The organism is Variovorax sp. 01T432 (assembly GCF_056398605.1).
Map to the genome: position 1 here is coordinate 13,010 of NZ_JBFTPS010000073.1, position 14,186 is coordinate 27,195.

A 14,186-nucleotide genomic window follows, 5' to 3' on the forward strand; every position below is an offset into this window, starting at 1 on the left:
CCCATGCAGCTCAGCGCATCGATCTTCAAGGCCTACGACATTCGCGGCGTCGTGCCGACCACGCTGGACGCGGAGGTCGCGGAAGCGCTCGGCAGGGCCTTCGGCAGCGCGGCGCGTGCGGCGGGCGAGAAATCGGTGGCCGTGGGCCGTGACGGACGCCTGTCGGGCCCCGCGCTGGCGGCGGCCCTGATCCAGGGCCTGATGGCCACCGGCATCGAGGTGATCGACGTCGGCGCGGTCACGACCCCGATGCTCTATTTCGCCGCCAACACGCTCGCGACGAGCGGCATCCAGGTCACGGGCAGCCACAATCCCAAGGACTACAACGGCTTCAAGATGGTGCTGGCCGGCCGCGCCATCTACGGCGAAGAGATCCAGGATCTGCGCCGCGTGATGGAAGCCGGCAGCGCCAGGCTCGCACCTGGCGGCAGCGTGCGCAAGGTGGACGTGACCGAGGCCTATACGGGGCGCATCGTGGGCGACATCAAGCTGGCGCGCCCGCTCAGGATCGTGGTCGACTCCGGCAACGGCATCGCGGGCGCTTCGGCGCCGGCCATCCTGCGAGCGATCGGCTGCGAGGTCACCGAACTCTTCAGCGAGGTCGACGGCAATTTCCCCAATCACCATCCAGACCCCAGCAAGCCGGAAAACCTCAAGGACCTGATCGCGGCGCTGCGGTCCGGCGATTTCGAACTCGGCCTGGCCTTCGACGGCGACGGCGACCGCCTGGGGATCGTCACCAAGGACGGCAACAACATCTACCCCGACCGCCAGATGATGCTGTTCGCGCAGGACGTCCTGTCGCGCGTGCCCGGCGCCACCATCGTCTATGACGTCAAGTGCTCGCAGCGCCTGGGGCCTGCGATCGAGGCGGCGGGCGGCAAGCCTCTGATCTTCAAGACCGGCCATTCGCTCATCAAGGCCAAGATGAAGGAGATCGATTCCCCGTTGGGCGGCGAGATGAGCGGCCACATCTTCTTCAAGGAGCGCTGGTTCGGCTTCGACGACGGCACCTATGCCGGCTGCCGCCTGCTCGAGATCCTGAGCAAGGGCCCCAATGCGAGCGACATGCTCAATGGCCTGCCCACCAGCTTTTCCACGCCTGAACTCAACGTGAAATGCAACGAGGGCGAGCCGCACACGGTTGTCGACCAGCTCGTGAAGACGGCGAGCTTCGCCGCGCCGGCCAAGGTCTCGACCATCGACGGCGTGCGCGTGGACTGGCCCGATGGTTTCGGCCTGATCCGCGCATCCAACACCACGCCGGTGCTGGTGCTTCGCTTCGAGGGGCAGACCCAGCTCGCGCTCGATCGCATCGAGAAGGAGATGCTCGCCCTGCTGCGCAGCGTCAAGCCCGACGCGACCTTGGCCGAGGCCGCGCACTGAACTCCGGCGTGCGTTCACTGCTCCTGCGCCTCTACGGCGCCTTCACCACCATCGCCCAGCCGCTGGTGCGGCGCAAGCTGCGGCGGCGTGCCGTCGCGGAGCCCGGCTATGCGTATGCCGTCGAGGAACGCTTCGGCCACTATGACGATGCGGCCGTCGGCACCGGCTGGTGCTGGATACATGCGGTCTCGCTGGGCGAGGCACGCGCTGCGGGCATCCTGATCGCCGAGCTGCGCCGGCAGTACCCGGGCATTCCCATCCTGCTCACCCACGGCACCGCCACGGGGCGCGAGGAAGGCGCCAAGCTGCTGGAGCCGGGCGACCTCCAGGTGTGGCAGCCGTGGGATGCGCCCGCGGCGGTGGCGCGCTTTCTCGACCACTTCCGCCCGGGCATCGGCGTGCTCATGGAGACCGAAGTCTGGCCGGAGATGACCGCCGCCTGCGCCGAGCGTGGCATTCCGCTGGTGCTTGCCAACGCGCGCCTCAACGAGAACTCGCACGCCTCGGCCGAACGCCTCGCCTGGCTCGCGCGGCCCGCGTATTCGTCGCTCGCGGCCGTCTGGGCGCAGACCGAAGCCGATTCGCACCGGCTGGTCTCCCTCGGCGCGAAGGTCGCGGGCGTGTTCGGCAATCTCAAGTTCGATGCCACGCCCGATGCGCGTCAACTGGCCGCTGCGAGCAAGCTGCGCCCACAGTTGCCGCGTCCGGTCGTCGTGTTCGCGAGTTCGCGCGATGGGGAAGAGCGGCAGTTGCTCGAAGTGCTCAAGCGCTTCGGTGCCCTCGCGCCCGTGCCGCCCGCGCAGGATTCGGTGCAGTCGATCGCGAAGCGGGTGCAGGACGTGCAGTGGATGATCGTGCCGCGTCACCCCCAGCGCTTCGACGAAGTCGCGGCGCTGGTCGAGTCCCATGGCTTCGCCGTGGCGCGCCGCAGCGCGGCCGGCGCGCCGGCTGCGGCCGAGATCTGGCTGGGCGACTCGCTGGGCGAGATGGCGCTGTACTACGGCCTGGCCGATGTGGCCTTGCTGGGCGGCAGCTTCGAGCCGCTGGGCGGCCAGAACCTGATCGAGGCGGCCGCGTGCGGCTGCCCGGTGATCCTCGGCCCCTCGACCTTCAACTTCGCGGAGGCGGCGACTCTTTCGCTCGCCGCCGGTGCTTCGCTGCGAGTGGAGAACATGGAGCAGGCCGTCACCGAGGCGCTCAATCTGGTCGAGAAGAAGGAGCGGCGGGAGGCCATGGCCGAGGCCGCGCTGGCCTTCGCATCGTCGAACCGCGGCGCGGCACAGCGCACGGCGGCGGCCGTGCTGGCGATCGCGGAAGGCGCCGCCTCGGTCAAGACCGAGGATCGGGCGGAGCCCAGCCTCGAATGAAGGCCTTCGCGAGGCCGCGGTGATCAGAACTTCCAGTTCAGACTGGCCCTGATCCCCTGATCGCCGAGGTGGGAGCCGAACTGGCCCGCGTAGGAAACGGCGACAGTCAAGTTGCGCAGAAGCTCCTTGTCGATGGCGACTTCAAGCATGGCGACGTTCCTGGCGACAGGCGCCCCGCTGATGGTGAAGGGCTGGCCATCCTGGAAGGACTCCGAGACGGCCGGCGCCTTGTCGCCGAAGGCGTGCCGCCAGCCCAGCATCCCGCGAAGATGGGTGCCGTCGTCCAGTTGGCTGGTGGCGTGCACGCCCAGGGTGGAGAACGTGGCCTGGAGACCGCCGCTCGAACCCTGCAGCGCTGCAGCGCCACCGCGTTCGGCGAAATCAGCGCCGCGAACGTCGAAATAGCTCGTGCCGACAAAGGGTTCCAGCGCGACGCCGCCGAAGTTCATCCGACGCCGCCGAAGACCTGCGTCGTGGTGCTGTCGTACTTTGCCGCGAGGCTGTCCGCGAACCCCGGGAAAGCCACCTGGCGATGGGTCTCGATCTTGTTCCAGGCATGGCTCGCACCCAGTCGCAGTGCGGTGTCGCCCCATTGCCTGCCGCCGTACCCGCCCAGAAGGTAGGTGTCTGTATTGCTGCTGCTTGCGCGATCATCTGCATTGGCGTTGGCGCGGCTGTAGCCGCCCAGGAAGCCGACTTGCCAGCCACCCGGCGCCGCGGAATCGACGCCGAAGAGGACGCCGCCGACGTCCTGGCTCAACGTCGCTGCATTCCCATCGCCGCTCAAGCGGCCCCACGATCCGAACGCATGCGCCCAGGCGACGCGCTCGTTTCCCGGCAGCGCGCATGCGCCGCCGGCCTCCTGTGACGTGTCCGGCGCCTGCGGCGGATCAATGTCGGATGCCTGGCCCGATGCACCGGCGGCGCAGGGCGCGGACGCCGATGCGCCACGCAGCCGATCCGAGAGCGCATCGCGCACGAAGTGGCTTCCTTGCAGCATGGCGCCCTGCACCGAAGCGTGGATATCGCCTGACAGGAGGTCGAACGCCTGCCGCGCGACGGCGTCGTTGGGCGCCATGCTCACGGCGTTGTGCAGGGCCGTGTCCGAAGCGACGGTGGCATCGAGCGCCGCCGCTGTCGCGATCTGATTGGGCGTGATGGCCGCCGCGCTGAAGGTGCGCACCTGCTGGGGCACCAGATAGACGTTGTTGGCGTCATAGCGGTCGAACAGCCGGACGAAGGCGGTGCTCGTGTCCCCCGTCAAGCTGTAGGTGCCGGAGACCCCGCCCGAGGCGCTCAGCACGGTGTATGGCCTGCCGACTTCGTAGCCGGCTATGCCGTTGCGAACCAGATGCAGCACGGCGCCGTTCGCGATGTTGGACGTCACCGATCAACGCGGCGACGACGGCTCGCCTGGCAAATCTCCCGCCCGAATCATCGGACCTGCTCATCTTCGCACCTCCTCTGGCTTGAGTCGACTCGACCCGGAAATGAATGAGAAATGGGGCGTGCATCTCCAATCAAATGAAGTCAATTGAAATCAATCGAAATCTGATGCAATAGATGCCTCGCTTCTTATTCGACAAAATATACTCACAGCGATCGTCAAGCACAATTCTTATCCGAATCATTACAAATTTCGAGCCCGGAATCTTTCCGCTTTTTCCTTCGGGTAAGCCTCAAAATAATTCACTCCATTTTTCCAGTTTATTACGTTCGATCTTCATAATTTCCATTCAAGCGTCCGACGCAATCCACGCTCCGGCCGCCCGGAGGAATCACAGAGGAGTTGTCCGATGAACAGGTCCTATCGAACCGTCTGGAATATCGCGCTGAATTCATGGATCGCCGTGCCGGAATCGGCGCAGGCGCGCGTCAAGGGATGCGGCGGCGTCGTCCTGGCGATCGCGATCGCGGCCGGAGGCGCCGGGCTGGCCTCACCGGCTGTCGCGGCCTGTGTCGGCGATGGCGCCTCGCCCCCGATCACCTGTTCGGGCAACGTCACGGGCGATCAGCTGATCACCGCCAACGGCACGGTCATCAACCAGGTCGCGGGGTCCACGTTGACGGCACCCAATGGCTTCACCGTCCCAGTAGGGACGCCCCTATCGGGGATCAGGCTGAACCTCGACGGCCAGACTACCGGCGCAGGCTATGCGATTTCACTTATCACCAGTGCAGGCCAGTCGCTCAACAACTCATTCCTGACGCTCGGGCCGAATGCGGTTCTTACGGTGGTGGATGCCTTGGGGGCGCTGGGGCCGACAGGACCAACAGCCTTTGATGGAAACAACAACATTGTCACTTTTTCGGCTGGCTCGATCCTCAACCTCAATTCCACCGTTGATGTCCAGATCAGCGGCGCCGACAACACGGTGATCTTCGCTGGCAGTGCTTTTTCCAACGGCGCGGGCACCGCCTTGTTCAGGCTTGGAGGATTCCCGGCACAACTACAGAATTTGAACTTCACTCTTGCCGATACAGCTCGTTTTGGAAATCCCGATTTCAGCAACACCGCGAGCAGTGGCGTTTCATTTACTGGCGGAGGGGTACTCACGACTGACCCAGCGCTGGGATCCAACGTGACCGCGACCATCGGCGCAGGGCAGATCTATTCCACAACAGGCGCGAGCGTGAGCACGATCGGGGTTTACGATTCCAGGTTCACTCACTTCTACGGCGAGATCGGCAAGCTCTGGTCCGCCGGCGGTGACGCCAGGCTCAAGAGTTCGCTCCAGGCCTCGCTGGGCGTGCGGCTGCGCTGGTAGCCCTCAGCGCGTTGCCGGCGGCAGGATCACCGGCGGCGGTGGCGGCACGGGCATCGTCGGCGGCGGCGGATTGAACTGCGGCACCGGCACCGGTGGCACCACGGGAATCGGCGTGGGCGCGGTGGGAACCGCGACTTGGCCTGCCGGCGGCTGGCTGGGAGGCTGTGGCGGCGTGGCGGTGCTGTCCACCGCCGGCTTGCCACCGGTGGCAAGCGTGGCATTGATCGCACGCAGGTTGTCGGCCGTCAGCGTGCCGTTGGCCTGCCGGAGCTTCAGATTGCCCAGCAGCACGTTGTAGCGCGCCAGTGCCAGGTCGCGCTTGGTCTGGTAGAGCTGGCTCTGCGAGTTGAGCACGTCGATGTTGATGCGCACACCCACCTGGTAGCCCAGGCGGTTGGCGTCCAGCGCGCTCTGGCTGGACGCTTCGGCGGCTTCGAGCGCCTTCACTTGCCCGACGCCCGAGACCACCCCCAGGTAGGCCGCGCGCGTGGCCTGCGTGACGCTGCGGCGCGTCGATTCGAGGATGGAGCGCGACTGGTCTTCGAGCGCCAGCGTTTCCTTGATGCGGTTCTCGATCGCGTAGCCCGCGAACAGCGGCAGGTTGAACACCACGCCCACGGTGGCCGCGTTGATGCGCGAGGACCCGAGCGTGGTGCTGGTGCCCTGCGGGTTGTTGGTGACGTTGTAGCCCAGGTTGGCGTCGATGGTGGGCTTGTTGCCGGCCTCGGCCTTGCGAACCTCCAGCGTCGCCACGTCCAGGCCGAGCCTCGCCTGCGCGATCGAGGGATGCGCGTCTTCGGCCTGCGCGACCCAGGCATTCATGTCCGCCGGCGCGACCTCGGGCAGCACCACCGGCGCGGCCAGCGGCACGGGCACGCTGCCGGGGCGGCCCACCAACTGGTCGAGCGCGATCTTCTTCACCTGCAGGTCGTTCTCGGCCGCGATTTCCTGCGAGATCACGAGGTCGTAGCGTGCCTGGGCCTCACGCGTGTCGGTGATGGTCGAGGTGCCGACCTCGAAATTGCGCTTGGCGGCGGCGAGCTGCTCGGCCACCGCGGCCTTTTGCGCACGCACCAGCGCCAGCGTGTCCACGGCGCCGAGTTCGTCGAAGTAGGCCTGGCTGACGCGCACCACCAGGTCCTGGTCGGCTGCCGTCAGCACGGCCTGCGCGATGTCGACCTGGCGTCGGCCCTGCTCGTAGGTGGCCCAGTTCGCGGGCCGGTAGAGCGGCTGTGTCGCGTTGACGCCGGCGTTTTGCGTGTTGAAGCCGCGGTTGACGGAGCTCCCGGGCACATTGACGTCCAGTTCGGTGCGGCTGGCGCCCGCGTTCAATCCGACCGTCGGCAGGATGCCGGCCCGCGCCTGCGCCGCGCGCGCCAGGCTGGCGTCGTATTGCGCCTTCGCGGCCTGATAGGTCGCGTCGTAGCCGCGCGCCGATTCATAGAGTTCGACCAGGCTCTGGCTGTGCGCCGGCAATGCGAACGTCGCTGCGAACACGGTCGCAAGCGCCGCCGAAACGGGAAGAAGCCTGGGCACGGGCATGAATGTCCTTGAGGAAGTCGAGAGTTCAGATCAGTAGCGCGGAACGGAAGGGTCGTGCTGGGCCGACCAGGCATCGATGCCCCCAGTGACGTTCGCCACCTCGGCGAAGCCGTTCTGGGCAAGGAAGGCAGCCACGCGCTGGCTGCGCGCGCCGTGATGGCAGAGGCAGGCGATGCGCTGGCCCGCATCGAGTTCGGCAAGGCGGGCGGGGATCTCGTTCATCGGGATCGCCACCAGCGTGAAGCCTTGCGGCACCACGCTCGCGGTCTGAAGCTCCCACGGTTCGCGCACGTCCAGCAGCACCGGCGAGGCGGCGGGGTCGCGGGCGAACCAGTCGGCCAGCTCGGTGGGGCGTATCTGGTCGATCATCGACTCGCCCGCTTCAGAAGTTGAAGCGCGAGGGCGCCGGGAAATTCAGCAGGCGCGGCGCGACGGTGTCCCAAGGCTGCTTCACGTCCCACGTGCCTTCGCCCGTGCGCGTCACGAAGTGGGCGCGCATCATCGGCTCGTCTCCCACGATCGCGGCGAGCCGGCCGCCCATCTTGAGCGAACTGAGCAGGCCTTGCGGCACGCGCGCGACCGAGCCGCTCAGCACGATCACGTCGAAGGTCGGGCCGCTGGGCAGGGGCTCGGCGCCATCGGCATTGCGCACTTCGACATTCGTCACGCCGTTGCGCCGCAGGGTCGCGGCCGCGCCGGCGGCCAGCCCGGGATCGATCTCCAGTGTCAGCACCTGCGCCGCGCGGTGGGCGAGCAGGGCGGCCATGAAACCGGAGCCGGTGCCGATCTCGAGCACCGATTCGTGCTTCTGCACGTGCAGGTCCTGCAGCGTGCGGGCTTCCACCTTCGGCGAAAGCATGCACTGGCCGGGTTCCCGGGGAGTCGTGGCGCCCTCGAGCGGGATCTCCATGTCGAAGAAGGCCATTGCGCGATGCGCCGGCGGCACATAGTCCTCGCGCCGGATGCGGGCGAGGAGGTCAAGGATCTCGAGGTCGAGCACATCCCAGGGACGGATCTGCTGCTCGATCATGTTGAAGCGCAGGCGCTCCAGGGTGGGGATGGGATTCATGCGTTTTCCTAGTCCGAGTCAGGACAAACTTTCGATTTTAGGGCCCGCCGTCGCATCCCCTCCCGTGGCGGCGCTCCGGGGCCCGCCTTGCCAGCGACGCTTCGCCCAGCGGGCCAGGTCGTCCATGTAGCAATAGACCACCGGCACCACGACCAGCGTCAGCAGCGACGAAGTGATCACGCCGCCGATGACGGCCTGGCCCATGGGCGCGCGCTGCTCCGATCCTTCGCTGATCGCGAATGCGAGCGGCACCATGCCGAAGATCATCGCCAGCGTGGTCATCAGGATCGGGCGCAGCCGCACGCGCGCGGCCAGCAGCAGGGCCTCGGCGCGCTCCAGCCCGGGCACCGGCGTGCCGTCGTGCGCCACGCCCGGCGTGCGGGCGCGGATCGCGAAATCCACCAGCAGGATCGCGTTCTTGGTGACCAGGCCCATCAGCATCACGACACCGATCACGGAGAACATCGACAGCGTCGAGCCGAACACCAGCAGCGCCAGCACCACGCCGATCAGCGTGAGCGGCAGGGCGGTCATCAAGGCCAGCGGCTGCAGGAAGCTCTTGAACTGGCTGGCCAGGATCATGTAGATGAAGATGATCGCCAGCGCCAGGGCCGACACCGCGTAGCCGAAGGACTCCTCCATGTTCTTGGTCGAGCCGCTGAACTGCCAGCCGTAGCCGGGCGGAAAGGCGATGCCGGCCAGCGCGGCGCGCACGTCCGCCGACACCTCGCCGGCCGAGCGGCGGTCCACGTTGGCGTTGATGCTCACCTCGCGCGCCAGGGCCCGGCGATTGATCTGGTTCGGCCCCGTGGCTTCACGCACCTCGGCCACCTGCTGCAGGCGCACGATGCGGCTGGAACCATCGGCGTTGGCGCCCATGGCCGTGCTCAGGAAGGGCAGGCGCGCGAGGTCGGCCGGCGAGTTGCGAACTTCCGGCGCGAGCCGCACGTTGACGTCGTAGGTCTGGTCGTCGGGCGCGCGCCAGTTGCCCACCGTGGTGCCGGCCACCAGCGTGCGCAGCGCCGCCGCGACAGGCGCCACGCTCAATCCGAGGTCGGACGCCGCGTCGCGCCGCATCACCACGCTCACCGTCGGCTTGTTGGGCTTCTGGCTCGAATCGAGATCCACCAGCCCGGGGATCGGCCGGATCGCCTCCAGCACGCGCTGCGTGAGGCGTTCGAGCTCCTTCAGGTCGGGGCCCTGCAGCGAGAACTCGATGGGCTTGTTGCCGCCCACCGAGTCGCGCAGTCCCACGTGCGTGACCGTGATGCCCGGCACCGTGCGCAGCCGATCGCGCAGCACGGCTGACATCTCGTCGACGCTGCGGCTGCGCGACTTGCGATCCACCAGCCGCACATAGATGCTCGCGTAGATCTTGCCCTGCGCGTCGCCGGTGTTGATGGTCGTGAGCGTGTAGCGCACCTCCGGCATCTCGCGCAGCACGGCCTCGACCTGCCGCGCCTTGGCCTCGGTCACTTCGAGCGAGGAGCCCACGGGCGTGTAGAAATTGATCGCGGTCTCGGAGAAGTCCGCCTTGGGCACGAACTCGGTGCCGAGCAGCGGCACCATGAAGATGCTGGTGATGAAGATCGCGACCGCGGCCAGCAGGGTCGCGAGCCTGTGCCCGAGGGCCCAGCGCAGAATGCCCTGGTAGCCTTCGGCCAGCCAGTCGGTCGCGCGGTCGAACCAGCCGGTGACGCGGCCGATGGTCCGGTCGTAGAGCGTGACCGGCGCGTGGCGCTTGCCGTGAGTCTCGATCGCCGGGTCATGCCAGAGGCTCGACAGCATCGGGTCCAGCGTGAAGCTCACGAACATCGAGATCATCACCGCCGCCACGATCGTGATGCCGAACTCGTGGAAGAACTTGCCGATGATCCCCTCCATGAAGCCGATCGGCAGGAACACCGCGACGATCGACAGCGTGGTCGCCAGCACCGCGAGCCCGATCTCCTGCGTGCCGTCGAGCGCCGCCGCGAAGGGCGCCTTGCCCATCTGGACGTGGCGCACGATGTTCTCGCGCACCACGATCGCGTCGTCGATCAGCAGCCCCACGCAGAGCGACAGCGCCATCAGCGTGATCATGTTGATCGTGAAGCCGAACATCGCCATGAACCAGAAGGTGCCGATCAGGGAGATCGGCAGCGTGAGCCCGGTGATCACCGTCGAGCGCCACGAGTTCAGGAACAGGAACACGATCAGCACGGTCAGCAGCGCGCCTTCGATCAGCGTGTGCCGCACGTTCTCCACCGCGACGCGGATCGGGCGCGCGGCATCCGCGATCGGCTCCAGCTTCACGCCCGGCGGCAGCTGCGGCCGGATGTCGGCGATCGCCTTCGCCAGGCCGTCGACCACCTGGATGGTGTTCTCGTCCTGCGCCTTCTGCACCGACAGCAGCAGCGTGCGCTGGCCGTTGTAGAGCGCGAGGCTGTCGATCTCCTGCGCGCCGTCGCTCACCCTGGCGACCTGGCTGACGCGGATCGGCGCGCCGCCCTTGCGCGCGACGATGATCTGGCCGAAGTCCTCCGGCCGCTCCATGCGCGCATCGACCTGCACCACGCGGTCCTGCTCGAGCGAGCGCACCGAGCCCACCGGCAGCGCCTGGTTCTCGTCGCGCACGGCATCCACCACCTGGCTTGCGCTTACACCGAAGGCCTCCATCGCCTGCGGGTTCAGGTAGATGTTGATCTCGCGCTTGGTACCGCCCACCAGCGTCACCGAGCCGACGCCGCGCACGTTCTCCAGGCGCTTCTTCAGCACCTGGTCGGCCCAGTTCGTCAGCTCGACCGCGCTCGGTTGCCGGGACGCGGCCCCCGCGCCGGCTGCGCCGCTCCCCGAGGCGGCGCCCGGCTGCGCATCGGGCAGCACGGCCACCGACCACACCGCGCGCGAAGCCGGATCGAAGCGCATCACGCGCGGCTCCTTCACCTCGTCGCGGAAGAGGGGGCGCACGGCGGCGACCTTCTCGCGCACGTCGTCGGCCGCCTTGCGCCCGTCGACATAGAGCTGGAACTCGATGATGACGACCGACTGGCCTTCGTAGCTGCGCGAGGTGAGGTTGTTGATGCCGGCGATCGAGTTGACGCCTTCCTCGACCTTCTTCGTCACCTCGCTCTCGACGATCTCGGGCGAAGCGCCGGGGTACTCGGTGATCACCACCACCACCGGGAAATCGATATTGGGAAACTGGTCGACCTGCAGCCGCTGGTACGAGAAGATGCCGAGCACGACCAGCGCGAGCATCAGCATCGTCGCGAAGACGGGGTTCTTGAGACTGACGCGCGTGAACCACATGGCGGATCGGTCTCAGGGCGTGGGAGCGAGGCGCACGGCAGTTCCTTCGCGCAGCGTCCCGACGCTGCCGGTGACCACCACCGCGCCCTCGTCGACGCCGCGCACCGCCACCATCGTCTGGCCGTCGACCTGCCCGCGCAGGCCGGTGTCGACCGCGCGATGCACGATGCGTCCGTCCGCCACCATCTGCACATAGGGCGCGGGCTTGTCGGTGCGCACGGACGACAGGGGCAGGGCGAGCGCTTCGCTGCGCCCCACATCGATCGCGCCCTGCGCGAACAGGCCCTGGCGGAAGCCCGTTGCGCGGTCCAGCCGCAGGTAGACCAGCACGCTGCGGCTTCCGGCCTGCGCGCTCGGGTTCACGCGCACCACGCTCGCGCCGACGCTGCGCTCGCCGTTCTTCGGGTCGGTCGATGCACTGCCTTCGATCTGCAGCGTGGCGCGCTGGCCCACGCGCACGGCCACCGAATCGGCGGCGGCCACGGTCGCCTCGACCTCGATGCGGCTCAGGTCGACCACCTCGATGACACGCGCATCGACGGCCACGCGCTCGCCCGGCTGCGCCAGGCGCTGCGACACCTGGCCGGCGATGGGGCTCTTGAGCACCGTGTCGTCGAGCGACTTGCGCGTCATCTCCACCGCCGCGAGCGCTGCGCGGTGCGTCGACAGCGCCGCGTTGAGATTCGACTGCGAGGTGTCCAGCGCGGTCCTGGAGATGAAGCCCTGGTCCACCAGCGCCTTGTTGTTGTCGTAGGTGCGTTGCGCGACCTCGGCCTGGGCGCGGGCCGAGTCGGCCTGCTCCTGCGCCTGGCGCACGCGCGACTGGTATTCGATCGGGTCGATGCGCGCGATCACCTGGCCCGCCGCGACGCTGTCGCCCTCGCGCACCTTGAGGCCGATCAGCTCGCCCGCGACGCGCGCCTTGACTTGCGCCGAATCGACCGCCTTGAGCGTGCCCGAGACGGCGAGCGTTTCAGCAAGCTCGCGGCGTGCCACACGGACCACGTCGCCGGGCGCGAGCTGCACCACGGTCTCCGTCGGCGTGGCGGCGGCGGCCACCGCTGCCTGCCGCGCCTTGCGCGCGCCAACGGCCCGCAGCATCCCGCCCGCCAAGAGCGCGAGCACCAGGGCCGCGACGATCCATTTCATCGATCGCTTCATGCCGGCGCCTTCAAGGGTTTGCAGATGCCCCGCAGCACGATCTCCGTCTGGATTTCCAGGTATTTCTCGGGATCGAGTTCAGATTGGCCGTCGACGCAAACGGCGGCCGAATGCTTCCACAGCATGAGGAAGATCATCGGCGCGATCACGGCGTAGATGGCATGGTCGACATCGATCGGCGCGAACTCGCCCTTGTCGATGCCGCGCCGCAGGATGCGCCGCAGCAGCGTGTGCCCCGGTTGCACCACTTCGCGCCGGTAGAACTCCGCCAGTTCGGGGAAGTTGCGGCCTTCGCTCAGCATCAGCTTGGTGAGCCCCGAGGCCTTGGTCGACCCCACGCGCTCCCACCAGACGCGCATGCAGTAGCGCAGCATGTCGACGGTGCTGCCATCGAACTCCTCGAATTCCTTGTTCCACTCGGGGAAGCGGCCCGACAGGTTCTCGACCACCACCGCCTTGAACAGCTCATCCTTGCTTGGGAAGTAGAGGAACAGCGTGCCCTTCGACACCCCGGCGCGCGCGGCCACTTCTTCCGACCGCGTCGCGGCGAAGCCCTTTTCCACGAAAAGGTCCAGCGCCGCTTCCAGCAACTCCCCCGGTCGGGCTTCCTTGCGCCGCTCGCGCTTGGCGCGCACGGAGCAGATCTTGTCGCTGAGAAAACGGGAGGGGGACATCGAGTAATTAATGACTGGCGGGTTAGTAATGTAGTGAGCGACCTTCGCCGCGTCAAGCCGCCACAATGTCGGGTCCTCCAATTTCCAAAGGCCCGGAGTCACCATGTCCACGTTATCACCGCCATATGAAACCATCGTGCTCGGGGGCGGCTGCTTCTGGTGCACAGAGGCCGTGTTCGACCGCGTGCAGGGCGTGGTGGACGTCGAATCGGGCTACTCCAATGGCCAGGTGATGAACCCCAGCTACGAGCAGGTCTGCACCGGCCGCACCGGCCACGCCGAGGTCGTGAAGGTCCGCTTCGATCCGGCCGTGATCACGCTGCGCGAGATCCTGGAGATCTTCTTCGTCGTGCACGACCCCACGACGCTCAACCGCCAGGGCAACGATGTCGGCACGCAGTACCGCAGCGGCATCTACACCACCGGCGACGCGCAGAAGCAGGTGGCCGAGGCCGTGATCCGCGAGATCGGCGAGAGCAAGACCTACGCTTCGCCCATCGTGACGGAGGTTGCGCCCCTGGCCAACTACTCGACCGCCGAGGCCTACCACCAGGACTACTTCCTGAACAACCCGAACCAGGGCTACTGCGCCTTCGTGGTCGGCCCCAAGGTCGAGAAGTTCCAGAAGACCTTCGCCGCGCGGCTCAAGTCCTGATACCATTTTGCGTTCAATAGATTAGATATGATGTCTATCCACGTACTTCAAGGAGTCGTGGATGAAGAGTCTGATCGTTGGGGATAAGCCGACTGTGATGCGCTTGGCAGAACGGCTCAAGCARGCTGACAGCCATGCGCAATATCAGCGCATTCAGTGCGTGCTGATCAGGGCCACACTGGGCAGCTCGGCCGCACAGATTGCGCAGTTGCTGGGCTGGTCAACGGCCACCGTGCATGTTCTGCACTCTCGATGGGCCAAGGAGGGTGATGC

Annotated in this window: 11 protein-coding genes and 1 pseudogene; 5 read left to right on the forward strand and 7 right to left on the reverse strand. The window is 67.1% G+C overall.

All coding sequences use genetic code 11. The features are described from left to right. Window positions 1–3 precede the first annotated feature (3 nt). Both AC1DNF_RS32285 and AC1DNF_RS32290 read left to right on the forward strand, forming a co-directional pair. Complete coding sequence (locus tag AC1DNF_RS32285; protein ID WP_478152743.1) at window positions 4–1,386, forward strand: phosphomannomutase/phosphoglucomutase; 1,383 nt, start codon at window positions 4–6, stop codon at window positions 1,384–1,386. A gap of 8 nt (window positions 1,387–1,394) precedes the next feature. Then, window positions 1,395–2,753, forward strand: coding sequence for a 3-deoxy-D-manno-octulosonic acid transferase (locus AC1DNF_RS32290; protein ID WP_478152744.1), 1,359 nt, complete (start codon window positions 1,395–1,397; stop codon window positions 2,751–2,753). 40 nt (window positions 2,754–2,793) lie between these two features. Here AC1DNF_RS32290 and AC1DNF_RS32295 read toward each other — a convergent pair. Then, window positions 2,794–4,140, reverse strand: a pseudogene (locus tag AC1DNF_RS32295) (autotransporter outer membrane beta-barrel domain-containing protein); the annotation flags it as partial. Window positions 4,141–4,549: 409 nt separating this feature from the next. Between AC1DNF_RS32295 and AC1DNF_RS32300 the strand changes: the two are divergent. Further along, window positions 4,550–5,521, forward strand: coding sequence for an ESPR domain-containing protein (locus AC1DNF_RS32300; RefSeq protein ID WP_478152745.1), 972 nt, complete (start codon window positions 4,550–4,552; stop codon window positions 5,519–5,521). Window positions 5,522–5,524: 3 nt separating this feature from the next. Here the strand turns inward: AC1DNF_RS32300 and AC1DNF_RS32305 are convergent, their stop codons facing one another. Genes AC1DNF_RS32305 through AC1DNF_RS32330 form a run of 6 tightly spaced genes read right to left on the reverse strand, consistent with a single transcriptional unit; the run spans window position 5,525 to window position 13,258 of the window. Beyond that, window positions 5,525–7,063 (reverse strand): TolC family outer membrane protein, encoded by a 1,539-nt coding sequence (locus AC1DNF_RS32305; RefSeq protein ID WP_478152746.1) that lies wholly within the window; start codon window positions 7,061–7,063, stop codon window positions 5,525–5,527. A 30-nt stretch (window positions 7,064–7,093) separates the two neighbouring features. Next, on the reverse strand, window positions 7,094–7,432 hold the full coding sequence (locus AC1DNF_RS32310) for a rhodanese-like domain-containing protein (protein WP_478152747.1): 339 nt from the start codon (window positions 7,430–7,432) through the stop codon (window positions 7,094–7,096). A 13-nt stretch (window positions 7,433–7,445) separates the two neighbouring features. After that, on the reverse strand, window positions 7,446–8,132 hold the full coding sequence (locus AC1DNF_RS32315; RefSeq protein WP_478152748.1) for a protein-L-isoaspartate O-methyltransferase family protein: 687 nt from the start codon (window positions 8,130–8,132) through the stop codon (window positions 7,446–7,448). Window positions 8,133–8,150: 18 nt separating this feature from the next. Further along, window positions 8,151–11,423: an efflux RND transporter permease subunit gene (locus tag AC1DNF_RS32320; protein ID WP_478152749.1), complete on the reverse strand. Its 3,273-nt coding sequence runs from the start codon at window positions 11,421–11,423 to the stop codon at window positions 8,151–8,153. Between the two features lie 12 nt (window positions 11,424–11,435). Next, a complete protein-coding gene (locus AC1DNF_RS32325) occupies window positions 11,436–12,572 on the reverse strand; it encodes an efflux RND transporter periplasmic adaptor subunit (RefSeq protein WP_478152750.1) in 1,137 nt (378 codons plus the stop codon). A gap of 8 nt (window positions 12,573–12,580) precedes the next feature. Beyond that, the gene (locus tag AC1DNF_RS32330) at window positions 12,581–13,258 is read right to left on the reverse strand and encodes a TetR/AcrR family transcriptional regulator (RefSeq protein ID WP_478152751.1); all 678 of its coding nucleotides are present in this window, start codon (window positions 13,256–13,258) and stop codon (window positions 12,581–12,583) included. Between the two features lie 103 nt (window positions 13,259–13,361). On the opposite strand from AC1DNF_RS32330, the gene msrA reads away from it, so the two are divergent. Next, entirely contained in the window at window positions 13,362–13,913 is a 552-nt protein-coding gene (gene msrA / locus AC1DNF_RS32335; protein ID WP_478152752.1) for a peptide-methionine (S)-S-oxide reductase MsrA, read from the forward strand. A 61-nt stretch (window positions 13,914–13,974) separates the two neighbouring features. Further along, window positions 13,975–14,186 (forward strand): helix-turn-helix domain-containing protein (locus tag AC1DNF_RS32340; protein WP_478152753.1); only part of this gene is annotated, 212 nt, incomplete at its 3' end.